Origin of the sequence: Streptomyces sp. NPDC060035 (genome assembly GCF_042736635.1) — a bacterium.
Taxonomy (GTDB): domain Bacteria; phylum Actinomycetota; class Actinomycetes; order Streptomycetales; family Streptomycetaceae; genus Streptomyces.
The window spans coordinates 19995-45564 of the sequence record NZ_JBHWVO010000044.1 but is presented as its reverse complement, the minus strand read 5'-3'; the positions used below and the strand labels follow the sequence as shown (position 1 = coordinate 45564).

The following is a 25570-nucleotide window of genomic DNA, read 5'->3' as shown; positions in this document are numbered from 1 at the left end:
CCGCTCGGCGGGGCGCCCCTTCCTCATGCTCCGGTCCTCTCGCTTCCTAGACCACGCACACGAGATAACGGAAGACGTTCGGCATCCATACCGTCCCGTCGGGCCGCCGGTGCGGATGCAGTGCCTCCGCGACCTCCTTCTCCACCTGGGAACGGTCCGTGGCCCGTATCGCCGTGTCGAAGAGGCCGGTCGACAGCAGTCCGCGCACCGCGCTGTCCAGGTCCGCGTATCCGAACGGGCACGAGACCCGGCCCGATCCGTCCGGTTTCAGCCCCGCCCGCGCCGCCACATCCTCCAGATCGTCCCGCAGCGCAGGGCGCCAGCCACCGGAGCGCGGGGTGCGCGCCGACTCCGCGAGCCGGGCCGCCACCCGGAGCACCGGAGCCGTGGCGCACCGCTCGGGCGGTCCCCAGCCGGTCAGGATTACGGTGGCTCCCCGCGCGGCCAGCGGCACGGCGGAGGCCAGCGCGGGCGAGAGCCCTTCGGAGTCACCGGCCGCGCAGCCGATCGGATCGAACGCCGTGAGCAGGTTGTACGGCGGTTCACCGGCCGGCGCAGCCGCCGACGGGGCGCCGGTGATCAGCCGCGCCCGGGCCGCCGTATCCGGCCGCCCGGGCCCGGTCTCCCGGCCCTGGCCGGACACGAGGCGCTCGCGGGCCAGGGCGAGCCGTTCCCGGTCGGTGTCGACTCCGGTGACGCGTGCCCCGCGCGACGCCGCGATGAGCAGGGCGAGCCCGGAGCCGCAACCGATGGAGAGCATCCGTGTGCCGGCCCCGACCTCGAGCCGCTCGTACACCGCTTCGTAGAGCGGCGCCAGCATGCGCTCCTGGATCTCGGCCCAGTCACGGGCACGGGTACCGCCATCCACGGTGGCGGACGAATCCGCATACCGGTGGTGCCGGACGAGCGTTGGTGTCATGGAATGCGCCCCAATCCGCCGAGAGGTCGGTCGTGCCCTAGTGGGCGGCCCCCCATGTCGTAGGTGCGCCCGCAGCCCCCGTATGTCAGAGAACTCCGCATCTGCGGTCCCGTCCAGGGGTTGGATGGCTTTGCTTGCGTGCTCCGGTTGTGCGCCCCCGGCTCCACGTCGTGGCCGGGGGTGCCGGGGGCCGGGGACCAGCACGCACGCTGCTCGCTCTTGTTCCCAGTCTTACCCGACACACGGGACGGAGCACGTCGAACGCTCCCGGAGCCGACCGGCGGGGTTCGTGGCCGCCCCGCCGTGCCGGGTAATGTCGCCCGCGGGGCTACCCCGCCTACGCGCCGGGGCGTACGACACGCTACGTACCGCCTTGGTGTGAGCTGCGAGCCTTCTCCGCAGATCTGCGCACCCGCCCTCGTCCGGACGCATCGACGGCAACTGACTGGTACGTGCAAATTATTTGGGATGCCCCGGAATAGGAACACCGGGGCACTCAGGCTCGTTATCACGACGTGAGCACGACACCACCTGTACTTGCCGCAGAGCTGGCACAGGCGTGGGCCGACATTCAGCGGTACCACTCCGAGCTGCCCGATCTAGCCGCGCCAGAGTCCCTGATCGGAGAGTCCTCGTCCGCCTGTGGCGGCGAGCTCTCCTTCGAACGACTGCTCCACGAGGCAGTCCACGGCATCGCCGCCGCGAGAGGTGTCCGTGACACCTCCCGTGCCGGCCGCTACCACAACCGACGCTTCCTCGCGATCGCCGAGGAGCTGGGTCTCGATCATGCCGAGGAACCCCATGCCAGCAGCGGATTCTCGCTGGTGACACTGAATCCCGAGGCCAAACGCAGATACCGTCCGACGACGGAACGGCTCCAGCGTGCCCTCAAGGCGCACACCGTGGCCACCGCGGCCGACACCAAACGCTCCTTCCGCGGGCCCGCTGCCCGGCACGGCTCCTCCGGAGGAGGCGTACGGGTCAAGGCCGTCTGCGACTGCGGTCGCAATGTGCGTGTGGTCCCCTCGGTCCTCGCACAGGCCCCGATCGTCTGCGGCGGCTGCGGAAAGCCGTTCCGGATCCCGGAAGCAGTGGTCGCGGTGGGGTGAGGCGATGTGGTGTGGCACAATGGCTAGCTGTACTCGACAGCCGCATAGGACCCCTCTCTTCCTCCGGCTGACGCGTCCATCGGGCACTCGAGTACCGCAACCCCACGTGGCATTTCGTTGTGCCCAACCACGTCAGAGACACAGGAGACACCACTTCCGTGGCAGTCAAGATCAAGCTGAAGCGTCTGGGCAAGATCCGTTCGCCTCACTACCGCATCGTCGTCGCCGACTCCCGTACCCGCCGTGATGGCCGGGCCATCGAGGAGATCGGCCTGTACCACCCGGTGCAGAACCCCTCGCGCATCGAGGTCAACGCAGAGCGCGCGCAGTACTGGCTGTCCGTCGGCGCCCAGCCGACCGAGCCCGTTCTCGCGATCCTGAAGCTCACCGGTGACTGGCAGGCCCACAAGGGCCTCCCGGCCCCCGCGCCGCTGCTGCAGCCGGAGCCCAAGGCTGACAAGCGCGCCCTGTTCGAGGCGCTCACCTCGGACGGCGACGAGGCCAAGGGTGAGGCCATCACCCAGAAGGCCAAGAAGTCGGACAAGAAGGCGGACGAGGCGGCCGACGCTGCTGCGTCCACCGAGTCGACCGAGGCCTGAGCATGCTCGAGGAGGCTCTTGAGCACCTCGTGAAGGGCATCGTCGACAACCCCGACGATGTGCAGGTCGCCTCGCGCGATCTGCGCCGTGGACGTGTGCTCGAGGTCCGGGTTCATCCCGATGACCTCGGTAAGGTGATCGGCCGCAACGGCCGCACCGCACGCGCCCTGCGTACCGTCGTGGGTGCTATCGGCGGCCGTGGTATCCGCGTCGACCTCGTCGATGTGGATCAGGTTCGCTGAAAGAGTTGAACACCGGCCGGGGCCGGGGAGGGCTTTCGAGCCGTCCCCGGCCTTTGTCGTCCCTACACCATCATCGGGAGAAGTAGCGTGCAGTTGGTAGTTGCGCGGATCGGTCGCGCCCATGGCATCAAGGGCGAGGTCACCGTCGAGGTGCGCACGGACGAGCCCGAACTGCGGCTCGGCCCCGGGGCCGTCCTCGCCACGGAACCAGCGGCCACGGGGCCCCTGACGATCGAGACCGGCCGGGTGCACAGTGGCAGGCTGCTGCTGCGTTTCGAGGGCGTACGCGACCGTACGGCCGCCGAGGCACTCCGTAACACGCTGCTGATCGCCGAGGTGGACCCGGAAGAGCTTCCCGAGGACCCCGAGGAGTTCTACGACCACCAGCTGATGGATCTCGACGTGGTCCTCGCCGACGGAACCGAGATCGGCCGGATCACCGAGATCACCCATCTGCCCTCCCAGGACCTCTTCATCGTGGAGCGTCCCGACGGCAGCGAGGTGATGATCCCGTTCGTCGAGGAGATCGTCAGCGAGATCGATCTCGAGGAGCAGCGGGCCGTCATCACCCCGCCGCCCGGTCTGATCGACGAGAGCGAGGCCGTGGTCGCCTCCACGCGCGACGCCGCCGACGAGGCGGCCGGCGAGGAAACCGGTGAGGCCTCCGCCGAACCGGCGAAGGGCGACTCGTAATGCGGCTCGACGTCGTCACGATCTTCCCCGAGTACCTGGAACCGCTGAACGTCTCGCTCGTCGGCAAGGCGCGCTCCCGAGGGCACCTCGACGTACACGTCCACGACCTGCGGGACTGGACGTACGACCGGCACAACACGGTGGACGACACTCCGTACGGCGGCGGTCCGGGCATGGTCATGAAGACCGGGCCCTGGGGCGAGGCCCTGGACGAAGCACTGGCCGACGGCTACGAGGCGGGGGCGCACTCCCCGGTGCTCGTGGTGCCCACACCCAGTGGGCGGCCCTTCACCCAGGAGCTCGCCGTCGAGCTCTCGGAGCGGCCGTGGCTGATCTTCACTCCCGCCAGGTACGAGGGCATCGACCGCCGGGTGATGGACGAGTACGCCACCCGTATGCCGGTCGTGGAAGTGTCCATCGGGGACTACGTCCTGGCCGGCGGGGAAGCTGCCGTCCTGGTGATCACGGAGGCTGTGGCCCGGCTCCTGCCGGGAGTCCTCGGCAACGCCGAATCGCACCGTGACGACTCCTTCGCGCCCGGAGCCATGGCCGATCTGCTCGAGGGGCCCGTGTACACGAAGCCTCCCGAGTGGCGCGGGCGCGGCATCCCGGATGTGCTGCTCAGCGGCCACCACGGCAGGATCGCGCGGTGGCGCCGGGACGAAGCCTTCCGTCGTACCGCCCTCAACAGGCCCGACCTCATTGAGCGTTGCGAAGCGGCCGGCTTCGACAAGAAGGACCGCGAGATCCTCTCCATCCTGGGCTGGTCCCCGGAGTCGGGCGGCCGATTTTGGCGCAGGCCCCAGGCCGTGGAAGAATAGGCCCGCTGTACGTCCGGCGTGCGCCCCTGCCACAGGGGGAAAGACGCCCGCCCGATGTGATCAGCACCCGAACTTTCCCTCTCTCCCGTCGATGACCTGTGGCATCGGCGAAGAAAGCAGACAACATGACTTCCCTGCTCGATGGCGTCAACGCCGCCACGCTGCGTACCGACCTCCCGTCCTTCCGCCCGGGTGACACGGTCAACGTCCACGTGCGAGTGATCGAGGGCAACCGCTCCCGTATCCAGCAGTTCAAGGGCGTCGTCATCCGCCGCCAGGGCTCGGGCGTCAGCGAGACCTTCACGGTCCGCAAGGTCTCCTTCAGCGTCGGCGTCGAGCGCACCTTCCCGGTGCACAGCCCGATCTTCGAGAAGATCGAGCTCGTCACCCGTGGTGACGTCCGCCGCGCCAAGCTGTACTTCCTCCGTGAGCTGCGCGGCAAGGCCGCGAAGATCAAGGAGAAGCGCGACCGCTGATTCAGCGCCGGCGTCCACAGCGCGGCCGGATAGGATTCGGCCGCGATGGACACGGAAGCACAGCACACGGAGCGCGATCGCTCCTCCGCCCCTGAAGAAGGGCCGGAGGAGGGGTCGCGCTCCACGCATGTCCCGGACCGGTCGGACGCCTCGATGTCCTGGGGGCGATCCGCCTTCCTGGGGATGCTCTGCACGGCCGCTCTCCTGCTGTTCAGCGCGTTCGTGCTGCAGCCCTTCCTCATCCCCAGCGGCTCGATGGAGCCCACGCTGAGGGTGGGGGACCGGGTGCTCGTCAACAAACTGGCGTACCGTTTCGGCTCCGAGCCACAGCGCGGCGACGTGGTGGTCTTCGACGGCACCGGCTCCTTCGTCCAGGAGACGCCCGCGGAGAACCCCGTCACCGCGCTGCTGCGTGGGGCGGCCTCGTCCTTGGGGCTGGCCGAACCCGCCGAGACCGACTTCGTGAAGCGGGTGGTGGGCGTGGGGGGCGATCGCGTGGTCTGCTGCGACAAGCGGGGGAGGCTCGAGATGAACGGCCGTTCGGTGCACGAGGAGTATCTGTACCCGGGCGACGACCCGTCCGAAGTGGCCTTCGACATCGTGGTGCCCGACGGCACGCTGTGGGTCATGGGCGATCACCGCAGCAACTCGCGGGACTCCCGCGATCACCTGGGGCAGCCCGGCGGCGGCATGGTGCCCGTGGACCGGGTCATCGGACGGGCCGACTGGATCGGCTGGCCGCTCGGCAGGATCGGCTCCCTGGGCGGGACCGACGCCTTCACCGGCATACGGCCGCCGGACGCAGCCCATGGGTAACCGGGGCCGCAGGCGCGGAGAGCCGGACGCTGCCGTTCCGCTGCCCACCGGGACCCGGCCGACCACGGCCCGCTCACTGCCGACGAGAGCGGAGCGCCGCAAGCTGGCCCGCAAGGTCAAGCGGCGCAGGCGCAGGTCCGCGATCAAGGAAATTCCTCTCCTCGTCCTGGTTGCGCTGCTGATCGCGCTGGTGCTGAAGACCTTTCTGGTGCAGGCCTTCGTCATCCCCTCCGGGTCGATGGAGCAGACCATCAAGATCGGCGACCGGGTGCTGGTCGACAAGTTGACACCGTGGTTCGGCTCCAAGCCCCAGCGCGGCGACGTCGTCGTCTTCAAGGATCCTGGTGGCTGGCTGCAGCAGGAGAACGTCGCCAAGGAGGACCCGCCGGTCGGCGTCAAGCAGGTCAAGGAACTGCTGACCTTCATCGGACTGCTGCCCTCCGACGACGAGCAGGATCTGATCAAGCGTGTGGTGGCCGTCGGGGGCGACACCGTGAAGTGCTGCGGCACGGACGGCAAGGTCACCGTCAACGGCGTGGCACTCAACGAGCCGTACCTGCATCCCGACAACGCGCCATCCACTCTCACATTCGAAGTAGAGGTCCCGCAGGGGCGCGTCTTCGTGATGGGTGACCACCGTTCGAACTCCGCGGACTCGCGCTTCCACCTCGACGAACCGGGCACGGGCACAGTTTCGGAGGACGAGGTCGTGGGACGGGCGGTCGTGATCGCCTGGCCGTTCGGCCACTGGCGAAAGCTGGAGGAACCCGGAACGTACGCCTCGGTGCCCGATGCGCGTGCCGGGGCGACGGAAGCGAGCGGTCCGTCGAATAGTGTGTCCTACCAGGATCGCAACGGAATGATCCTGCTCCCGACCCCTGCGGAACTCCCGCTCGTTATGGGAGTGGTGGGCCTGCGCCGAATCGGTCGTGGGTGGTGGCACGGAGTGAGGAGTGGATGTGGGGGATTTGGCGGTCGGCGCACGATCCGGACACGACGAACCCGAGGACCGGCCTTCGAGCGGCGGGATCCCGGCGGAGGGTGACGGCGTCGCCCCGGGCGACGACTTTCCGGGTGACGGCTCTCCGGATGACGACTCTCCGGGCAGCGGCAGTACGGCGCAGAAGAAGCCGCGTTCGTTCTGGAAGGAGCTGCCGCTCCTCATCGGTATCGCGCTCATTCTCGCGCTGCTGATCAAGACCTTCCTGGTACAGGCGTTCTCGATCCCCTCGGACTCCATGCAGAACACGCTGCAGCGGGGCGACCGGGTGCTGGTCGACAAACTGACGCCGTGGTTCGGCTCGGAGCCGGAGCGCGGCGAGGTCGTGGTCTTCCACGATCCGGGCGGCTGGCTCGAGGATGCCGCTGTTCCCGAGCCGAACGTGGTGCAGAAGTTCCTGAGCTTCATCGGGCTGATGCCGTCCGCCGAGGAGAAGGACCTGATCAAGCGGGTCATCGCCGTCGGTGGCGACACGGTGCAGTGCAAGAAGAACGGCCCTGTGACGGTCAACGGCAAGGCGCTGGACGACAAGTCGTTCATCTTCGAGGGCAACAGTGCGTGCGATGACGAGCCCTTCGGGCCGATCCATGTCCCCGAGGGCCGGATCTGGGTGATGGGCGACCACCGTCAGAACTCGCTGGACTCCCGCTACCACCAGGAGCTGCCCGGACAGGGAACCGTGTCCACGGACGAGGTGGTCGGACGGGCCATCGTCATCGCCTGGCCGGTCAACCGCTGGGCGACCCTGCCGGTCCCGAGCACGTTCGACCAGCCCGGGCTGAACAAGGCGGCTGCCGCTGCTCCGGCAGCACTCGGTGTAGCCGGAGCGCTGCCCCTCGTGTTCTGGCGTCGCCGGAGGCTGACCAACGGGCGTACCGCCGGGTAGGGTGCCGACTCGGATCAGCGATTGTCGATCTCCGATGGGGGAGCGCTGGGATGAGCGGAATAGGACGTACGGATGATGGCCGCGGCCGGCTCGGCACTGTGTTGTCGAACCTGGCCGTGGCCGTCGGCTGTGTGCTCTTCCTCGGCGGATTCGCCTGGGGAGCGGTGGTGTACCAGCCGTACACGGTGCCGACCGAGTCGATGACCCCGACGGTGAACGCCGGGGACCGGGTGCTCGCGGAGCGGATCGACGGCGCCGACGTGCGGCGTGGTGATGTGGTCGTCTTCACGGATTCGGCGTGGGGCGATGTACCGATGGTGAAGCGGGTCGTGGGTGTCGGCGGTGACAAGGTCGCCTGCTGCGACAAGAACGGCCGACTGACCATCAACGGCAAGCCCATCGAGGAACCGTATCTGCAGGCGAAGGGCGGGGCGTCGCTGGTCTCGGCCGACGGCGAGGCCCCTGCTTCCGTCCAGGACTTCACGGCCGAGGTCCCCGAGGGGCAGCTCTTCCTCCTCGGTGACGAGCGCACCGGCTCGCTGGACTCCAGGGTCCATCTCAAGGATCCGGGTCAGGGCTCGGTGCCGCGCAGCGCCGTGCGGGCGCGGGTGGATGCCGTCGCATGGCCCATGAACGGCATGATCGACCGCCCGGAGGCCTACGCGGCTCTGCCGGGCGGGGTGTCGTCCAGCGGACCGCTGCTTCTGCAGATCGGGGCGCTGGTGGCCGGCGTGGTACTCATCGTGGGCGGGTCCGCCCTGGGTGCGCTCGCGGCGCGCTCCGCACGCGGGAACAAGCGGGCAGGGGCCTCCGCCGGTGCCCGCTGAGAGGCGCAAGGTCTCACGCATTGTGCTCCTGGACCCGGACGACCGCATTCTGCTGCTGCACGGGTTCGAGCCCGGCGACCCGGCGACGCACTGGTGGTTCACGCCGGGTGGCGGTCTGGAGGGTGACGAGACCAGGGCCGAGGCCGCGCTGCGCGAGCTCACCGAGGAAACCGGAATCACGGACGTTGTTCTGGGCCCGGTGCTCTGGAAGCGGATGTGCTCCTTCCCGTTCGACGGGCGGCGCTGGGACCAGGACGAGTGGTACTTCCTGGCTCGAACGACGCAGACCGCCACCGACCAGAAGGGGCTCACCGAGCTGGAGCTCCGCAGCGTTGCCGGGCTGAGGTGGTGGACTTCCGCCGAACTTCTCGCGGCGCGTGAGACGGTGTATCCGACCAGGCTCGGCGAGCTGCTGCGCACGCTGCTCGACGAGGGTCCTCCACGCGATCCGCTGGTTCTCGCCCCCGAAATCGTCTAATCGTCCAGGGGTGCGTGAGGCTGACGCACAATAGGGGGACGCACGGCTGAAGGGGAACATGCCATGAGCGCCGAGGACCTCGAGAAGTACGAGACCGAGATGGAGCTGAAGCTCTACCGGGAGTACCGCGATGTCGTCGGTCTGTTCAAATATGTGATCGAGACCGAACGGCGCTTCTATCTCACCAACGACTACGAGATGCAGGTTCACTCGGTCCAGGGTGAGGTTTTTTTCGAGGTTTCCATGGCGGACGCGTGGGTCTGGGACATGTACCGGCCCGCCAGGTTCGTCAAGCAGGTCCGCGTGCTGACTTTCAAGGACGTGAACATCGAGGAGCTCAACAAGAGCGACCTCGAGCTTCCGGGCGGATGATCCGCAGGCGTACCGCTCCCGGTTCACTCGTCCGGGTGGCCGGAATATTCACAACGAGTGAGTTGTCCACCAAGATCCAATAGATCGGGCAGTGCGCGTCAGAGTCGGTACCGGAGGTGGTGCCGACATGAACGCACGGGGGGCACTCGGGCGGTACGGAGAGGGCCTGGCGGCGCGGCTGCTGGCCGACGCCGGTATGGCCGTACTGGAGCGCAACTGGCGCTGTCGCGCAGGAGAGATCGACATCGTCGCCAGGGACGGCGACGCGGTGGTGTTCTGTGAAGTGAAGACCCGCAGGGCAGGATGCTTCGAGCATCCGATGGAGGCCGTCACACCCGCCAAGGCGGACCGGCTGCGCCGTCTGGCCGAGGTCTGGCTCGAACGGCACGGCGGACCGCCCGCGGGCGGGGCCCGGATCGATCTGGTCGGTGTGATCCTGCCCCGGCGCGGAGCCCCGGTCGCCGAGCATGTTCGGGGCGTGGCCTGATGGGGTTCGCACGGGCGTGTTCGGTGGCGCTGGTGGGCGTCGAGGGCGTGGTGGTGGAGGTCCAGGCCGATCTGGAACCGGGTGTGGCGGCCTTCACCCTGGTCGGACTGCCGGACAAGAGCCTGGTGGAGAGCCGGGACCGGGTCAGGGCCGCAGTCGTCAATTCCGGGGCCGAGTGGCCGCAGAAGAAGCTCACGGTGGGGCTGTCTCCCGCGTCCGTGCCCAAGGGAGGCTCCGGCTTCGACCTGGCCGTGGCGTGTGCGGTGCTCGGTGCGGCGGAGCGGATCGACCCCGCGGCCATCGCCGATGTGGTGATGATCGGGGAGCTCGGCCTCGACGGCCGGGTGCGACCGGTGCGCGGGGTGCTCCCCGCGGTCCTCGCAGCGGCAGAGGCGGGCTACCGGCAGGTCGTGGTTCCGGAGCAGACCGCGGGGGAGGCGGCGCTGGTGCCGGGCGTCTCGGTCCTCGGGGTGCGGAGCCTGCGGCAGCTGATCGCGGTGCTCGGCGACGAGCCCGTGCCCGACGAGCCGGCTGCCGACAGGGGCCGCCCCGACCCCATGCTGGCCGGGCTGATGATGCCGGGCGCCGGCGTCGGTACGGGCCTTGCGCCGTTCGGCGCGCAGGGTGCGGGGCACCGTCCCGACCTGGCGGACGTTGCGGGGCAGCCCAGACCGCGCAAGGCCCTGGAGGTCGCCGCGGCAGGCGGACACCATCTGCTGCTTTCCGGACCGCCCGGTGCCGGCAAGACCATGCTGGCCGAACGCCTCACGGCGATCCTGCCGCCGCTGACCCGGCAGGAATCCCTCGAAGTGACGGCTGTGCACTCGGTGGCGGGCATCCTCCCACCGGGTGAACCACTGGTCACCAGAGCACCGTACTGCGCACCGCACCACTCGGCGACGATGCAGTCGCTCGTCGGCGGGGGCAACGGGCTGCCGAGGCCCGGAGCTGTCTCCCTGGCGCACAGAGGCGTTCTCTTTCTGGACGAGGCTCCGGAATTCTCCGGACGGGCGCTGGACGCGCTGCGCCAGCCCCTGGAATCCGGACATGTGGTGGTCGCACGTGCGGCCGGGGTGGTGCGGCTGCCCGCCAGGTTCCTGATGGTGCTGGCCGCGAACCCCTGTCCGTGCGGCAGGCACACACTGACCGGCGCGGGCTGCGAATGCCCGCCCTCCGCGGTCCGCCGCTATCAGGCGCGGCTCTCGGGGCCGCTGCTGGACCGGGTGGACCTGCGGGTCGAGGTCGAGCCGGTGGGCCGGGAGGATTTGATGGGACGCGGTGGCCGGGGGGAGACCTCGGCCGAAGTCGCCGCCCGGGTGCGGGAGGCCAGGGCGCGGGCCGCGGACCGGCTTGCGGGCACGCCCTGGACCACCAACAGCGAAGTCCCCGGTCATGAGCTGCGGACCAGGCTGCTCGCGGCGCCCGGTGCGCTGTTGGCGGCGGAGCGCGACATGGAGCGGGGCAACCTCACTGCCCGGGGCCTGGACCGGGTGCTGCGGGTCGCGTGGACGGTGGCGGACCTGAGAGGCGCCGACCGCCCGGACGCCTCGGACATCGCGACGGCCCTGGAGCTGCGGACGGGCATTCACCGGGGGGTTCCCATGCGGGCCGGTGCATCGTGAACGGCCCGTCGGCCGGCGCCGGGCGGGAGCGGCCGGCGCGTGCCGCGCTGACCCGCATCTTCGAACCGGGGGACGAGCGTGCAGGCCGCTGGCTCCGCGAGGTGGGGCCCGTCGAGCTGATGAGACGCCTCACTGTCGCGGATGGCTCGGCAGAGGCGCTGAAGGGCATGACCGCGACACGGCTGGGCGGCTACCGCCTACGGGCCTCGAGTGCCGATCCCGAGCGGGACCTGGCGGACATGGCCGCGGCCGGGGGGCGGTTCGTCTGTCCCGGCGACCCGGAGTGGCCGAGCCAGCTCGACGACCTGTCGGACGCGCGGCCCATCGGCCTCTGGGTTCGGGGGCGGCCCGACCTGCGCCTGTGGGCGCTGCGCTCGGTCGCTGTGGTCGGAGCCCGTGCCTGCACACCGTACGGGGCGCACATGGCGGCGAGTATCGGTGCGGGCCTGGCCGAACGGGGCTGGGTGGTGGTCTCCGGTGCGGCCTTCGGGGTGGACGGTGCGGTTCATCGCGGCGCCCTGGCCGCCGGCGGGGCGACCATGGCGGTACTGGCCTGCGGGGTGGACGTCGCCTATCCGCGGGGGCACGCCGAGTTGATCGGACGCATGGTCGAACAAGGTCTGGTCATGGGGGAGTTGCCGCCCTCCGCCCACCCCACGCGCAGCAGGTTCATCCTCCGGAACAGGGTGATCGCCGCCCTGACGAGAGGCACCGTCGTGGTGGAGGCCGAGTACCGCAGCGGCTCACTGGTCACCGCCAGGAGCGCACAGCGGCTGGGCCGCTTCACCATGGGGGTACCGGGTCCCGCCACCAGCGGCCTGTCGGCAGGGGTCCATGAACTCCTGCGCGGTGAGGGCGTCCTGGTCACGGATGCCTCCGAAATCGCCGAACTGGTGGGGGAGATCGGCGATCTGGCTCCGGCCCGGCGAGGCCCGGTCCTGCCGCGGGACCTGCTGGACGCCGTCTCCGGCCAGGTGCTGGACGCGCTGCCCCGCAGGGGCGCAATGGAAGGGCGCGACGTGGCCCGTACGGCCGGAACCAGCATTGATGAGGCACTCGGGCGGTTGTACGAACTGCACTCACTGGGGTTCGTCGAACGTGAGGGCGACGGATGGCGGTTGACAGTGGGACCGACACGTCATGGCGACGCGCGGCGAGGCGGTACTTGACCAGGAGTATTCGGGTGAAAAGGTGATGCCGACGACCTCGGCAGTGCCTGGTCGGGCCTCCGGGGCCGGTGCGCGCGGTGACGGTCCCGGCCCTCGGTCATGTCCGAGGGCGTGGGATATGGAACGGAATCGCACAGCACGGATCCGCCGTCCTGCGCGCACCGCAACACTTCAGTCACGCTACGCTCACAAGGAATCCGCCCCAGAGACACGTCCCCAGTACTTCACAGCAGAACGGCTCAAGGCACCACATGCCCCAGCACACCTCCGGGTCTGACCGCGCGGCAGTACCACCGGCTGCGCGTGGCACTGTGCGCCCTCCCGCCCCTTCCTCGCTCGAGGAGTTGTGGCGTTCGTACAAGACCACCGGCGACGGGCGGCTCAGGGAGCAGCTGATCCTGCACTACTCGCCCCTGGTGAAGTACGTCGCCGGCCGGGTGAGCGTGGGGCTGCCGTCCAATGTGGAACAGGCTGACTTCGTCTCTTCCGGGGTCTTCGGGCTGATCGACGCCATCGAGAAGTTCGACATCGAACGCGCCATCAAGTTCGAGACGTACGCGATCACCCGGATCCGCGGCGCGATGATCGACGAGCTCCGGGCGCTGGACTGGATCCCGAGGTCGGTGCGGCAGAAGGCGCGCAACGTCGAGCGTGCCTACGCCACGTTGGAGGCGCAGCTTCGGCGTACGCCCTCGGAGGCCGAGGTCGCCGCGGAGATGGGTATCGCGCTGGAAGAACTGCACGCTGTTTTCAGCCAGTTGTCGCTCGCCAATGTGGTGGCTCTGGAGGAGCTCCTGCACGTCGGCGGTGAGGGGGGTGACCGGCTGAGTCTGATGGACACTCTGGAGGACACCGCAGCCGACAACCCGGTCGAGGTCGCCGAGGACCGTGAGCTCAGACGGCTGCTCGCCCGCGCGATCAACACGCTGCCCGACCGCGAGAAGACCGTGGTCACCCTCTACTACTACGAGGGCCTCACCCTCGCCGAGATCGGGAACGTCCTCGGAGTCACCGAGAGCCGGGTCAGTCAGATCCACACCAAGTCCGTGCTGCAGCTCCGGGCCAAACTGGCGGACGCCGGCCGCTGAGCCGGGGCGGCTTCGGCCACTCGATCCCAGCCGCGCACCCCCTCTCGAACAGATGCCGCCGTAGAGTGGAGGCGTGCCCAGGATTCGAGCGGCCTCCGTGGCCGAGCACCGGACCATGCAGCGCGGCGCCCTCCTGGACGCCGCACGCTCCTTGCTGTCCGAGGGCGGTACGGAGGCGCTGACCTTCCCCGCCCTCGCCGAGCGCACCGGCCTTGCCAGGTCCTCCGTCTATGAGTACTTCCGCTCCCGCGCGGCTGTTGTCGAGGAGCTCTGCGCCGTCGACTTTCCCGTCTGGGCCGCCGAGGTCGAGAACGCGATGGACCGGGCCGGGACACCCGAGGAGAAGATCGAGGCCTATGTGCGCCGGCAGCTCGATCTGGTGGGCGACCGGAGGCACCGTGCGGTTGCCGCGATCTCCGCGAGCGAGCTGGACGCGGGTGCGCGGGAGAAGATCAGGGCCGCGCACGGCGGACTGATCTCCATGATCGTCGAGGCGCTCGGAGATCTGGGCCATGGCCAGCCGAGGCTGGCGGCGATGCTTCTGCAGGGCTCCGTGGACGCGGCGGTGCGCCGGATCGAGCTGGGCGCGGCGGAGGAGCCCGGCGTGGTCGCGGACACGGCCGTGGCGATGGTCCTGCGCGGCGTACGCGGCTGAATCGCCTGCTGGGCCCCCTGCGGCGGGTGACAGCTCCTTCCATGAGCAGCAGCGCGACCGGCCCGTAGCCGCCCGCACCGCCCGTGCCGTAACCGGTCGGCCGCGCCGCGACCGAGGCGGCAGGCCGGGTCCGCGGTACAGGCTCCGTACTCCGCGGTGAAACGCCGAGGACCGGCACGGTCCCGGACTGCGGCTTCTGCCCCGGCCCGGTCAGTGGTACGCCGAAGACCGGCAGCAGGCGGGAGGGCCCTCGGCGCAGCAGTGACGGGGGAAGCAGCGACAGCGGATCCAGATAGGCGTCCCCCCGCCGAAGCCCCCAGTGCAGACAGCCGGACGCGCAGTGGGACGGGCCCGGCCCGGTCACTCCGACCACCTGGCCCGCAACGAGCTCGTCTCCCTTCGCGACGCGGGCCCGTACGGGTTCGTAGGTGATGCGCAGCGGCGGTTCGCCGCTTCCGGCGACCTCGACCGAGATCACCCCGCGCCCCGCCACCGGCCCCGCGAACGAGACCCGGCCCGGGGCAGCGGCCCGCACCGGGGTGCCCGGCCGTGCGGCGAGGTCGACGCCCCGATGGCCCCGCGAGTACGGACCGGCGGGCGGCTCCCATCCGCGTACCACCAGAGGCCTGCCCGCGAGCGGCCAGGCACGGTCACCCTCCGGTGCGGGCCCTGGGGCTGCCCAGGCACCGGACCGTCCCAGCAGCACGGTCAGGAGCGCGCACAGCGCGCACAGCACGGGCAGCAGGACCGGCGGCAGGACAGCGCGGATCCGGCGTACGGTCGCTTCAGAAGTGCGGTACATGGCGGAACGATCTCCCGGTGGGCGGTTCCGCGGGGATCATGGACCGGATCTGTGGACAGTCGACGGGTTGTGGACATCGCCGTCACCCGGCACTCGACGGGTCCCGTACACTTCTTTTGGCGATCCGGGTCACCGGGTCGACTTCGCACGCCCCGCCACCTCCCTCTATGGAGGTGGCCGCGCTCCTCGGTCCCTCGTGGCACGGCGCGTCGGGGCGTCAGGCGCGACAGCAAACCTGCGGTCGCGATAACCGAGCACCTCAAGGAGTACGGCCATGGCCGTCGTCACGATGCGGGAGCTGCTGGAAAGCGGCGTCCACTTCGGTCACCAGACCCGTCGCTGGAACCCGAAGATGAAGCGCTTCATCTTCACCGAGCGCAACGGCATCTACATCATCGACCTGCTCCAGTCGCTGTCGTACATCGACCGCGCCTACGAGTTCGTCAAGGAGACCGTCGCCCACGGCGGCTCCATCATGTTCGTGGGTACGAAGAAGCAGGCCCAGGAGGCCATCGCCGAGCAGGCGACGCGCGTCGGCATGCCGTACGTCAACCAGCGTTGGCTCGGTGGCATGCTCACCAACTTCTCCACCGTCTACAAGCGCCTTCAGCGTCTGAAGGAGCTCGAGCTCGTCGACTTCGAGGACGTGGCCGCCTCCGGCCTCACCAAGAAGGAGCTCCTGGTTCTCTCCCGCGAGAAGACCAAGCTGGAGAAGACCCTCGGTGGTATCCGCGAGATGCAGAAGGTGCCGAGCGCCGTCTGGATCGTCGACACCAAGAAGGAGCACATTGCCGTCGGTGAGGCGCGCAAGCTCCACATCCCGGTCGTCGCGATCCTCGACACCAACTGCGACCCCGACGAGGTCGACTACAAGATTCCGGGCAACGACGACGCGATCCGCTCCGTCACCCTGCTCACCCGTGTGATCGCCGACGCCGTCGCCGAGGGCCTCATCGCCCGTTCCGGTGCCGCGACCCGTGACTCGAAGCCGGGCGAGAAGGCCGTCGGCGAGCCCCTCGCCGAGTGGGAGCGAGACCTGCTCGAGGGCGACAAGAAGGACGACGCCGAGGTTCAGTCCTCCGCCGAGACCGAGAAGGCCGCCGACGCCGAGCCGGCCGTCGCCGCTGCCGAGGAGGCCGAGACCCCGGCCGCCGAGGCTCCGGTTGCCGAGGCTCCGGCCGCGGAGGCCCCCGCCGCCGAGGCTCCGGCCACGGACGAGCAGGCCTGACACCCGTCAGTCACGGCTGAATGACGGCGGGGGCCGGTGCGCAGGCACCGCCCCCGCCGTTCACCCGTAGATCTTTCAGACTTCGAGAGAGAAACAGACTCATGGCGAACTACACCGCCGCTGACGTCAAGAAGCTCCGCGAGCTCACCGGCGCCGGCATGATGGACTGCAAGAAGGCGCTCGACGAGGCCGACGGCAACGTCGACGGCGCCGTCGAGGCGCTCCGTATCAAGGGCCAGAAGGGCGTCGCCAAGCGCGAAGGCCGTTCTGCCGAGAACGGTGCCGTCGTCTCCCTCATCTCCGAGGACAAGACCTCCGGCGTCCTGCTCGAGCTGAAGTGCGAGACGGACTTCGTCGCCAAGGGCGAGAAGTTCCAGACCGTCGCCAACACGCTCGCCGCGCACGTCGCCGCGACCTCCCCGGCCGACATCGAGGCGCTCCTCGCCTCGGAGATCGAGCCCGGCAAGACGGTCCAGGCGTACGTGGACGAGGCCAACGCCAACCTCGGCGAGAAGATCGTCCTGGACCGCTTCGCGCAGTTCACCGGCGGTTACGTGGCTGCGTACATGCACCGCACGATGCCCGATCTCCCGCCGCAGGTCGGCGTGCTGGTCGAGCTGGACAAGCCCAACGCCGAGGTGGCCAAGGACGTCGCGCAGCACATCACTGCCTTCGCCCCCAAGTACCTCAACCGCGACGAGGTCCCCGCCGAGACGGTCGAGAACGAGCGCCGTGTCGCCGAGGCCACCTCGCGTGAGGAGGGCAAGCCCGAGGCCGCCCTCCCCAAGATCGTCGAGGGTCGCGTCAACGGCTTCTTCAAGGACGTCGTCGTCCTGGAGCAGGCGTTCGCCAAGGATGCCAAGAAGTCCGTCCAGAAGGTCCTGGACGAGGCCGGTGTCAGCCTGAAGCGCTTCGCGCGCATCAAGGTCGGCATCTGAGTCCGTCCGCGAACAACGGCGGACCCCGATAGGGTCTGGTGCAGTCGTCGGCCGCACTCATGCCGGACGACCGCAGAACTGACGAGGAGGCCATTGCCGCTGAGGGACACCGGACCCACGGCAATGGCCTTCTTCGTATGTGTACGAGGAGAATCTCCATGAACAAGGACGCAGACGCCCCCCAGGGTGACCACAAGCGCGACGACGGCAAGATTTCCGGTCGCTTCATGCTGAAGCTGTCCGGCGAGGCGTTCGCCGGTGGTGGGGGCCTCGGTGTCGACCCCGATGTCGTGCACGCCATTGCCCGCGAGATCGCCGCGGTCGTACGGGACGGCGCGGAGATCGCGGTCGTCATCGGCGGTGGCAACTTCTTCCGTGGCGCCGAGCTCCAGCAGCGCGGCATGGACCGGGCACGGTCCGACTACATGGGCATGCTCGGCACGGTCATGAACTGCCTGGCGCTGCAGGACTTCCTGGAGAAGGAAGGCATCGACTCACGCGTCCAGACCGCCATCACCATGGGTCAGGTCGCGGAGCCGTACATCCCGCTCCGTGCCGTACGGCACCTGGAGAAGGGACGCGTCGTCATCTTCGGCGCCGGCATGGGCATGCCGTACTTCTCCACCGACACCACCGCGGCCCAGCGCGCCCTCGAGATCGAGGCGCAGGCGCTGCTGATGGGCAAGAACGGGGTGGACGGCGTCTACGACTCCGACCCGAAGAACAACCCGGGCGCGGTGAAGTTCGACGCGCTGGAGTACAGCGAGGTGCTCGCACGTGACCTCAAGGTCGCCGATGCCACCGCCATCACGCTCTGCCGCGACAATCAGCTCCCGATCCTCGTCTTCGAGCTGACCACGGCGGGCAATATTGCCCGCGCGGTCAAGGGTGAGAAGATCGGCACGCTCGTGAGTGGCGAGAGCACCCGGGCCTGACGGCCCAAAGGATGGACAACGGCCTGCCGGTCGGACACCGTGCAGGTGAGGACGCGACGCAGGATCCGCAGGGCCCGACGATGCCGGGTCCACTCAAGACACGCAGGAGCACGTGGTGATCGAAGAAATCCTCCTCGAGGCCGAGGAGAAGATGGAGAAGGCCGTCGTGGTCGCCAAAGAGGACTTTGCGGCGATCCGTACCGGCCGGGCGCACCCGGCGATGTTCAACAAGATCGTCGCCGATTACTACGGCGCGCTGACCCCGATCAACCAGCTGGCCTCGTTCTCGGTTCCCGAGCCGCGCATGGCAGTGGTGACTCCGTTCGACAAGACCGCGCTGCGCAACATCGAGCAGGCGATCCGCGACTCCGACCTCGGCGTCAACCCGAGCAACGACGGCAATATCATCCGTGTGACGTTCCCCGAGCTCACGCAGGACCGCCGCAAGGAGTACATCAAGGTCGCCAAGACCAAGGCCGAGGACTCCAAGATCTCGATCCGCTCCATCCGCCGCAAGGCCAAGGAGTCGCTCGACAAGCTCGTCAAGGACAAGGAGTCCGGCGAGGACGAGGTCCGCCGCGCGGAGAAGGAGCTCGACGACACCACTGCGAAGTACGTCGCACAGGTGGACGAGCTGCTCAAGCACAAGGAAGCCGAGCTGCTCGCAGTCTGATGAACGACTCTTCCTGGGGCGCCCCGCAGGGAGCCGGCTACTGGGGTGCGCCCGAGATGGGGGCCGCTCCGGCGGGTCCTGCCCACGATGTGTACGGCGCCCAGCAGACTCGGCCCATGCCCATCGTGCCGGACGTTCCCGATGCAGGTAGAGACGCAGACGACCGCGACAACCGGGACAGGGAAGCCGCGCGCGTCAGCGGCCCCCTGTTCCGTGACGAGAAGCCGCAGGAGCCCATGTCCACCCCGTTGCCGTCGTCCCCGCCGCAGAAGAAGCGAGCAGGGCGTGATCTGCGCGCTGCCATAGGGGTCGGCCTCGGACTCGGCTTGGTCGTCGCCGGTTCGCTCTTCGTCGTCAAGGCCGTCTTCGTCGGTGTGGTCGTGCTGGCGGTGGTGGTCGGGCTCTGGGAGCTCACCTCACGCCTCAAGGAGCGCAAGGGGATCAACGCCCCCCTCGTGCCGCTCGCCGTCGGAGGCGCCGCCATGGTCGTCGCCGGCTACGTGCGGGACGCGGAGGGCGCCTGGGTCGCCATGGCACTCACCGCGCTCGCGGTGCTCGTCTGGCGGATGACCGAGTCGCCCGAGGGCTACCTCAAGGACGTCACGGCCGGGGTCTTCGCCGTGTTCTACGTGCCGTTCCTGGCGACGTTCGTCGCGATGATGCTCACCGCGGACGACGGTCCGTGGCGGGTGCTGACCTTCCTGCTGCTCACCGTGGTCGCCGACACCGGTGCGTACGCCGTCGGCTGGCGCTTCGGCACGCACAAGCTCGCACCTCGCATCAGCCCGGGGAAGACTCGCGAGGGCCTGTTCGGCGCGATCGGTTTCGCGATGGTCGCCGGAGCGCTGTGCATGCAGTTCCTGATCGACGACGGCAGCTGGTGGCAGGGTCTGCTGCTGGGCCTCGCAGTCGCCGCCAGCGCCACCCTCGGCGACCTGGGCGAGTCCATGATCAAGCGGGATCTCGGGATCAAGGACATGGGCACACTGCTGCCGGGCCACGGCGGCATCATGGACCGGCTCGACTCGCTGCTGCCGACCGCGCCGGTGGTCTGGCTGCTGCTGGTGCTGTTCGTCGGATCCGGCTGATCCGACTCCCTATGGACACCGCTTGACCTGCGATTCCTTCGAGTGAGGGTCCGTTGCCCACGGGGCGGCGGGCCCTCACTCGTCTGTCTGTGACAGGACTGAGCCCGGAGAACCCGGCCGGGAACGGGCAGGGGCGCGCCCGCCGAGCACGGAGGGACGAACCGGAAGGCCTCGGCCATTCGGGGGTTCCTGGTGGCCCCGGACCTTCGGCTCGGAAACCTTGTGGGCGGTGCCCTGCGTCGTTCCACGCAAAGGACCGGCTGAGGGCGGGTGGCCCTCAGCCGGTCCGGTGGGTATCACCCGGTCACTGGGTGATGGACGACTCCAGGTGGAAGGGGTTGCTCAGCTGAGGGCTGGTGCGGCGAGCCTCGACCACGAACTCCCACACGCCCGGCTTGGGGTTGGTGTAGGTGCGGGTGGCCGGGGCGCAGCCGTTGCCGTCGAGGTAGCCGGCGTAGCAGAAGGTCGTGCCGGCGGCGGCCGTCTCGCCGCTGAGGCCCTCGGGGGTGAAGGCCCACCAGCGCGTCTGACTGCCGTCGGTGAGGCCCGAGAGGTTCACGGTCAGGCTCGTGGTGCCGGCCGGAACGGCCACGGTGTAGTGGACGGTCTCGTTGCGGTTCACGCTGCCCTCGGCCGACCACGTGGTCTCCGCGGTCAACGGGGTGGCCGCCTCGACGGTCAGGAGCGTGGACTGCTCGACGCCGCGGGTGCGGTCGTTGTCGATGGTCAGGACGGCGCTGTGGGTGCCCTGCTTCTTGGAATCGGCGGTCACCTTGATCACCGTCGGGACGTCCTTCTCCAGGGTGACGCGCCTGGGCGCGGAGAAGGTGCCGTCATTGCCCTTGAGGCCGAGGTCGTAGGACTGGGCGCCGTCCTTGCCGCCGGTTCGGGTCAGGGTGACGTCGTACGTACGGGACTCGCCGACGCCCTGGCCGCCGCTGCCCGGGGCGCAGCTGTTGAACAGGCCGTTGCCTGCGTGGGGAGTGATCAGCTTCTGGGAGAGCACGGTGCAGACCGGCGCGGAGACGCTGACGTCCTCACTGGTGGAGACGCCCTTGTGCAGGAAACTCCACGCCTTCTCGACGTCGAACTGGCCGTTGCCCTGGGCGATGGCGTCCACGTCGCGGTTGTAGTCGGCCGAGGAGTAGATGGCCCTGCGCAGCTCGGCCGGGGTGGCGCTGACGCCCGCCCGCTTGGCGGCGCCCAGCAGGAGCGCCGCGGCACCGGTGGCCTGCGGGGAGGACATCGAGGTGCCGTTCATCATGGAGTAGCCGGCCGGCAGCGTGTAGCCGGTCTCGGGGACGGAGCTGCTGGCGATCCAGTCCGGGGTGGGGGAGACGGCCGAGCCCGGTGCGGTGATGTCGGGCTTCATGGCGCCGTCCTCACGCGGGCCGCGCGAGGAGAAGGGGAAGATGCCGTCCTTGAACCCCACCTCGGAGGCGTAGTTGGACCACCACGTCTCTCTGGAGACCGCGGCGCCGACGCTGACCACCTTGTCGGCGGCAGTCGGGTCCCCGAGGGTGTTGGTGCCGGAGCCGGAGTTGCCGGCGGATATGAACATCTGGACGCCGGTCTCGTCGATCAGGCGGTTGTAGAGCAGCGATCTGGCGCTCTGGCCGTCGTTGAGGGCGGGGAGGGAGCCGATGGACATGTTGATGACGTCCACACCGTGGTTGGTGGCGAGGTCGATCATGCCGTCGGTGAGGGCGGCGCTGGAACAGCCGCCGGCGTCGGAGCAGGCCCGCGCCGAGACCAGCTTGGCGCCGGGTGCCTGGCCGTCCATCCTGCCGCCGAACATCCCATGGGCGGCGGTGATTCCGGCGACGTGGGTACCGTGGGCCGCGTCGATCGTGTTGATGTTCACGCCGGAGAACGTCGCGGAGAACTGCCTGAACTCGACGGTGAACGGCTGCCGCTCGTTGAGCTCGGTGTCCGGGTTGTCGGTGCCGATGTAGCCGATCTCGTGGGCGACCTTGTAGGGCCGGATCAGCTCGTCCTCGGAGAAGACGTGGTCGAAGTCGGTGTCCACGAAAATGGCACCGTCCGAGGGGCGGTACACCGTGCCCTGGTGGCTGCCCGCGAGGGCGGGGTCGACGTAGCTGGTCGCGCTGAGTATCCGGGTGTTCAGGCGCAGGTCCTCGCCGGCCGGCATCGTCCAGGTGACGCCGTTCCTGACGACGGTCGGCTCCGTGACGACGCTGGTCGCGGTGAAGTTCCTCCAGGTGCGGTCGAAGAGCAGGTCGACGAAGTTATTGGGGTCGGTGGCGGTGACCGTGTCCACCAGCTTGCGCTCACCGGTCGTAGTTCTGGCCAGCGCAGGATGGGTCGGGTCGATCCCGCTGTCAATGATGCCGATGGTCACGCCCCGGCCGTCATAGGTGCGGTGTTCGTCCTTGAAGTCGACGGACCCGGTCTCATTGGTCGGCATGTACGGGTTGTCGTCGCGTGTCTTCGCGGACGGTGCCGCGGGGAGACCGTCCGAGCCGCCTGCAGGCCGCCCGGGAGCGTCCGTCCCGGAGGAATCGGCCCGGGTGTCCTCCAGCGCGAGGCGCTCGTCGGCGTCCACCCGCAGCACACTGTCGAGTGCGAGGACCTTGTCGACGTCGGCGAACGGCACGTTGACCTTGACGTAGCCGATCTCGGAGTCGGTCCTGGTGACCACGGCACCGAGGTCGGTCAGGGCCTGGCCCGTCTCCTCCGCACGGCCGTCCTTGACGGCCAGCATCAGGGTGACGAAGTCGGGGACCGCCTGCTCGGCACGGGCGAGAAAGCTGCGGGCCCGGTGCTGCTTCGCGTACGTGGCTATCAGTGCCCGGTCGTGGTCGCCGAGCTTGTCAACAGTGGCGGACTGCGCGTTCGCGGTGTCCGCGCTTGCCGGTACGGAGATCAGGGGCACGCCGGCGACGGCCAGGACGGCGGCTATGGCGGCTGCGGTCCGCATGGGCGTGTACGAAGAGAGGGGTCTGCGACGGAACATCAGGTTCCTTTTGTTTCAAGGGGCGTGTCGAATAGCGACACCGTGCCACCCGGGGAACCCGCCGATCAGCCACTGGACGTGGCGGTTTGATGTCTTGTCGTAGAAACGCCAAGGGTTCGTGCGGCGATCCCCTCCCCAGAGGTCAGGGAGGTTTCCGGCCCGTATGCGCCGTGTTTCAGATCCAGTTGCGGCGCGCGGCCTGCCAGCCGAGCTGCACCCGGCTCTGCGCCCCGGCGAGGGCGAGCAGTCGCTGGACCCGCCGTTGGACGGTGCGCAGGCTCACGTCCTGCTGATGCCGGTCGTCGGCGGCCAAGGGCCCTTCGCCGCCCCGCGCCGCCAGCGCGACAGGGAGCGGGAGGGCGGACTCCCAGACCCTGTCGAAGATCCAGCCGAGGGCGTCCAGCAGGGCGCTGTTGCGCACCACCAGGGCGGTCGGTTCGCCGGACAGGTACTCCCTCGATGCAAGGAAAGCGAGTTTCCTGTCGATAATGGAAATTTTCAGTGGAATGTCCACTGAGATTCGCATTTCCTCGCCCAACTCGACCCATTCCTCGAGCAGTAGCGGAGTGTCCGACTTTTCCAGGTCCAGTGAGTCCCTCTCGTAGACGGACCGGTATCGCACTCCCGCGCGCATGGCATCCCGCTGGCCGGTGTTGGCGGAGGCGGGGACGGCCATCACGGGACTGCTCATGAGGGAAAGGACCTCCTCGCGGGCGGCCCGCTGGACCTGGGCGTACCGCTCCGCGATCGCGTCCCCGCCCTCGATGACCTCGACCGATTCGGCGGTGCCGGCTCCTGGGCCGTCGCCCCGGTAGTTCTGGGTCAGCTGGGCAATGGCGAGTTGCGCCTTGCGTACGTCGTCCATGCGCTGCAGCGCTATCAGGCTCAGATTGATGTCCGGCGGGGCGGCCCTCAGGCCGTGCCGCTGCCCGGGGTGACTCGTCACCAGGCCCTTGAGTTCCAGCTCGGCGAGGACCTGCTCGACATCCGGTTCGAGGAGGCCGGTGCGATCGGCCAGTTCTCGTGCGTCGGCCGCAGGCCGGGCGACGAGCGTCACGTACACCTGTTCCTGGTCGGGTCCGATCCCGAGGCCCTCGAACATTTCAACCCCCGGCGCAGATAGATGGGTGCGGACAAGTGACCAGCCGGTAAGGACGGACCGCTGGCCGCAGGTTATCGCTGCAACCGGCGCCGCAAGCGAGTGAGATCCACTTTTATCTCAGTGGTCGCAGGTGATACGTGTAACTTGCACCCATGGGGCGGGTGAGGTCGGGCACGGACGCAAAATCCATATGTGTGTTCGATTTATGGTGGGGGTGGCCGCACCGCATACAGCTGCCCTCTTCCGTGCGATCGGTCACGGTCCTACCCACGGCCGGGACGGTCCGTGAGCCGTCACAGGGCCGCCGACGTCGGCCGACAGCGACCGGACGCCGTCGCGCCCCACTGCACCCGGTCCGGCGACGACCTCTGGTACCACGGCGTGTCTGCGACACTGGAGGAACCATGCCTAAGCCCGGAGAACTCCAGTTTGTCGCGCCCCGCGGAGCCAAGCAGCCGCCGCGGCACCTCGCCGACCTCACGCCCGACGAGCGCAAGGAAGCAGTCGCCGCGATCGGCGAGAAGCCCTTCCGCGCCAAGCAGCTGTCGCAGCACTACTTCGCGCGGTACGCGCACGACCCGGCCCAGTGGAACAACATCCCGGCCGGTTCGCGGGACAAGCTCGCCGAGGCGCTTTTCCCCGACCTGATGTCCGTGGTGCGCCACATCAGCTGTGACGACGACACCACCCGTAAGACGCTCTGGAAGCTGCACGACGGGACGCTCGTCGAGTCCGTCCTCATGCGGTATCCGGAGCGGGTGACGATGTGCATCTCGTCGCAGGCCGGGTGCGGGATGAACTGCCCGTTCTGTGCGACCGGGCAGGCCGGCCTCGACCGGAACCTCTCGACCGCCGAGATCGTGCACCAGATCGTGGACGGAATGCGGGCGCTGCGCGACGGTGATGTTCCGGGCGGGCCCGCGCGGCTGTCCAACATCGTCTTCATGGGCATGGGTGAGCCCCTGGCCAACTACAAGCGGGTGGTCGGAGCGATCCGACGGCTGACGGATCCGGACCCGGACGGCCTCGGGCTCTCGCAGCGCGGGATCACCGTGTCCACGGTGGGCCTGGTGCCGGCCATGCTGCGCTTCGCCGACGAGGGCTTCAAATGCCGTCTCGCCGTCTCGCTGCACGCCCCGGACGACGAGCTGCGCGACACCCTCGTCCCCGTGAACACGCGCTGGAACGTCCGGGAGGTGCTGGACGCGGCGTGGGAGTACGCGGACAAGTCCGGCCGCCGTATCTCCATCGAGTACGCGCTGATCCGTGACATCAACGACCAGGCATGGCGGGGCGACCGGCTCGGCCGACTGCTCAAGGGTAAGCGTGTGCACGTCAACCTCATCCCGCTGAACCCGACGCCCGGGTCCAAGTGGACCGCCTCGCGGCCCGAGGACGAGAAGGCGTTCGTCGAGGCTATCGCCGCTCATGGTGTGCCCGTCACGGTCCGTGACACCCGTGGTCAGGAGATCGACGGTGCCTGCGGACAGCTCGCGGCCTCCGAGCGCTGAGACCGACCGCTACCGGCGGTACGGCGGCCCGGTACAGGCGGTGCACCGGCTTGATCG

26 protein-coding genes and 1 pseudogene are annotated in these 25570 nt (G+C 69.0%); 23 read left to right on the top strand and 4 right to left on the bottom strand.

Annotation, left to right across the window (positions count from 1 at the left end; all coding sequences use genetic code 11):
* Positions 1–46 precede the first annotated feature (46 nt).
* Positions 47–919 (bottom strand): methyltransferase domain-containing protein, encoded by an 873-nt coding sequence (locus tag ACFWBQ_RS36405; RefSeq protein ID WP_385507573.1) that lies wholly within the window; start codon positions 917–919, stop codon positions 47–49.
* Between the two features lie 515 nt (positions 920–1434).
* Here ACFWBQ_RS36405 and ACFWBQ_RS36400 point away from each other — a divergent pair.
* From ACFWBQ_RS36400 to ACFWBQ_RS36320, 17 genes are all read left to right on the top strand, one after another.
* On the top strand, positions 1435–2028 hold the full coding sequence (locus ACFWBQ_RS36400; protein ID WP_385507572.1) for a hypothetical protein: 594 nt from the start codon (positions 1435–1437) through the stop codon (positions 2026–2028).
* 158 nt (positions 2029–2186) lie between these two features.
* Entirely contained in the window at positions 2187–2627 is a 441-nt protein-coding gene (gene rpsP, locus ACFWBQ_RS36395) for a 30S ribosomal protein S16 (RefSeq protein WP_384500429.1), read from the top strand.
* 2 nt (positions 2628–2629) lie between these two features.
* Positions 2630–2869, top strand: coding sequence for an RNA-binding protein (locus ACFWBQ_RS36390; RefSeq protein ID WP_014153811.1), 240 nt, complete (start codon positions 2630–2632; stop codon positions 2867–2869).
* Between the two features lie 87 nt (positions 2870–2956).
* A complete protein-coding gene (gene rimM, locus ACFWBQ_RS36385) occupies positions 2957–3562 on the top strand; it encodes a ribosome maturation factor RimM (protein ID WP_385507567.1) in 606 nt (201 codons plus the stop codon).
* Positions 3562–4383, top strand: a complete 822-nt coding sequence (gene trmD, locus ACFWBQ_RS36380; protein WP_385507565.1) for a tRNA (guanosine(37)-N1)-methyltransferase TrmD — start codon at positions 3562–3564, stop codon at positions 4381–4383. Before rimM ends, trmD begins: the two co-directional genes overlap by 1 nt.
* 125 nt (positions 4384–4508) lie before the next feature.
* Positions 4509–4859 carry a 50S ribosomal protein L19 gene (gene rplS / locus ACFWBQ_RS36375; RefSeq protein WP_385507563.1) on the top strand — a complete coding sequence of 117 codons (351 nt, stop codon included), beginning with the start codon at positions 4509–4511 and terminating at the stop codon, positions 4857–4859.
* Between the two features lie 45 nt (positions 4860–4904).
* A complete protein-coding gene (gene lepB, locus ACFWBQ_RS36370) occupies positions 4905–5675 on the top strand; it encodes a signal peptidase I (RefSeq protein ID WP_385507561.1) in 771 nt (256 codons plus the stop codon).
* Positions 5668–6720, top strand: coding sequence for a signal peptidase I (gene lepB / locus ACFWBQ_RS36365; protein WP_385507559.1), 1053 nt, complete (start codon positions 5668–5670; stop codon positions 6718–6720). The genes lepB (ACFWBQ_RS36370) and lepB (ACFWBQ_RS36365) overlap by 8 nt, the downstream gene beginning before the upstream one ends.
* Positions 6644–7561: a signal peptidase I gene (lepB, locus tag ACFWBQ_RS36360; RefSeq protein WP_385507583.1), complete on the top strand. Its 918-nt coding sequence runs from the start codon at positions 6644–6646 to the stop codon at positions 7559–7561. The genes lepB (ACFWBQ_RS36365) and lepB (ACFWBQ_RS36360) overlap by 77 nt, the downstream gene beginning before the upstream one ends.
* A 50-nt stretch (positions 7562–7611) precedes the next feature.
* Positions 7612–8388, top strand: coding sequence for a signal peptidase I (gene lepB, locus ACFWBQ_RS36355; RefSeq protein WP_385507557.1), 777 nt, complete (start codon positions 7612–7614; stop codon positions 8386–8388).
* A complete protein-coding gene (locus ACFWBQ_RS36350; protein WP_385507555.1) occupies positions 8378–8866 on the top strand; it encodes an NUDIX hydrolase in 489 nt (162 codons plus the stop codon). Before lepB (ACFWBQ_RS36355) ends, ACFWBQ_RS36350 begins: the two co-directional genes overlap by 11 nt.
* Positions 8867–8929: 63 nt before the next feature.
* A complete protein-coding gene (locus ACFWBQ_RS36345; protein ID WP_003965949.1) occupies positions 8930–9238 on the top strand; it encodes a DUF2469 domain-containing protein in 309 nt (102 codons plus the stop codon).
* Between the two features lie 127 nt (positions 9239–9365).
* A complete protein-coding gene (locus ACFWBQ_RS36340; RefSeq protein WP_385507553.1) occupies positions 9366–9725 on the top strand; it encodes a YraN family protein in 360 nt (119 codons plus the stop codon).
* Positions 9725–11347 carry a YifB family Mg chelatase-like AAA ATPase gene (locus tag ACFWBQ_RS36335; protein WP_385507551.1) on the top strand — a complete coding sequence of 541 codons (1623 nt, stop codon included), beginning with the start codon at positions 9725–9727 and terminating at the stop codon, positions 11345–11347. The genes ACFWBQ_RS36340 and ACFWBQ_RS36335 overlap by 1 nt, the downstream gene beginning before the upstream one ends.
* The gene (gene dprA, locus ACFWBQ_RS36330; RefSeq protein ID WP_385507548.1) at positions 11344–12516 is read left to right on the top strand and encodes a DNA-processing protein DprA; all 1173 of its coding nucleotides are present in this window, start codon (positions 11344–11346) and stop codon (positions 12514–12516) included. Before ACFWBQ_RS36335 ends, dprA begins: the two co-directional genes overlap by 4 nt.
* A gap of 251 nt (positions 12517–12767) precedes the next feature.
* On the top strand, positions 12768–13604 hold the full coding sequence (gene whiG, locus ACFWBQ_RS36325) for an RNA polymerase sigma factor WhiG (RefSeq protein ID WP_385507547.1): 837 nt from the start codon (positions 12768–12770) through the stop codon (positions 13602–13604).
* Positions 13605–13701: 97 nt separating this feature from the next.
* Positions 13702–14259, top strand: coding sequence for a TetR/AcrR family transcriptional regulator (locus ACFWBQ_RS36320; RefSeq protein ID WP_385507580.1), 558 nt, complete (start codon positions 13702–13704; stop codon positions 14257–14259).
* A gap of 211 nt (positions 14260–14470) precedes the next feature.
* Here ACFWBQ_RS36320 and ACFWBQ_RS36315 read toward each other — a convergent pair.
* A pseudogene (locus tag ACFWBQ_RS36315) lies at positions 14471–15061 on the bottom strand (murein hydrolase activator EnvC family protein); the annotation flags it as partial.
* 274 nt (positions 15062–15335) lie between these two features.
* Between ACFWBQ_RS36315 and rpsB the strand changes: the two are divergent.
* The 5 genes from rpsB (at position 15336) to ACFWBQ_RS36290 (ending at position 19923) form a co-directional block, all read left to right on the top strand.
* A complete protein-coding gene (gene rpsB / locus ACFWBQ_RS36310) occupies positions 15336–16289 on the top strand; it encodes a 30S ribosomal protein S2 (RefSeq protein ID WP_385507544.1) in 954 nt (317 codons plus the stop codon).
* Between the two features lie 101 nt (positions 16290–16390).
* Entirely contained in the window at positions 16391–17227 is an 837-nt protein-coding gene (tsf, locus tag ACFWBQ_RS36305; RefSeq protein WP_385507542.1) for a translation elongation factor Ts, read from the top strand.
* A gap of 158 nt (positions 17228–17385) precedes the next feature.
* On the top strand, positions 17386–18162 hold the full coding sequence (gene pyrH, locus ACFWBQ_RS36300; protein WP_385507539.1) for a UMP kinase: 777 nt from the start codon (positions 17386–17388) through the stop codon (positions 18160–18162).
* 115 nt (positions 18163–18277) lie between these two features.
* On the top strand, positions 18278–18835 hold the full coding sequence (frr, locus tag ACFWBQ_RS36295; RefSeq protein ID WP_385507536.1) for a ribosome recycling factor: 558 nt from the start codon (positions 18278–18280) through the stop codon (positions 18833–18835).
* Positions 18835–19923, top strand: a complete 1089-nt coding sequence (locus ACFWBQ_RS36290; RefSeq protein ID WP_385507534.1) for a phosphatidate cytidylyltransferase — start codon at positions 18835–18837, stop codon at positions 19921–19923. Before frr ends, ACFWBQ_RS36290 begins: the two co-directional genes overlap by 1 nt.
* Positions 19924–20227: 304 nt before the next feature.
* Here ACFWBQ_RS36290 and ACFWBQ_RS36285 read toward each other — a convergent pair whose 3' ends face one another.
* Positions 20228–22900, bottom strand: coding sequence for a S8 family serine peptidase (locus ACFWBQ_RS36285; protein ID WP_385507532.1), 2673 nt, complete (start codon positions 22898–22900; stop codon positions 20228–20230).
* A 175-nt stretch (positions 22901–23075) separates the two neighbouring features.
* The gene (locus ACFWBQ_RS36280; RefSeq protein ID WP_385507529.1) at positions 23076–24002 is read right to left on the bottom strand and encodes a TrmB family transcriptional regulator; all 927 of its coding nucleotides are present in this window, start codon (positions 24000–24002) and stop codon (positions 23076–23078) included.
* A 404-nt stretch (positions 24003–24406) separates the two neighbouring features.
* On the opposite strand from ACFWBQ_RS36280, the gene rlmN reads away from it, so the two are divergent.
* On the top strand, positions 24407–25513 hold the full coding sequence (gene rlmN, locus ACFWBQ_RS36275; protein ID WP_385507528.1) for a 23S rRNA (adenine(2503)-C(2))-methyltransferase RlmN: 1107 nt from the start codon (positions 24407–24409) through the stop codon (positions 25511–25513).
* Positions 25514–25570 lie beyond the last annotated feature (57 nt).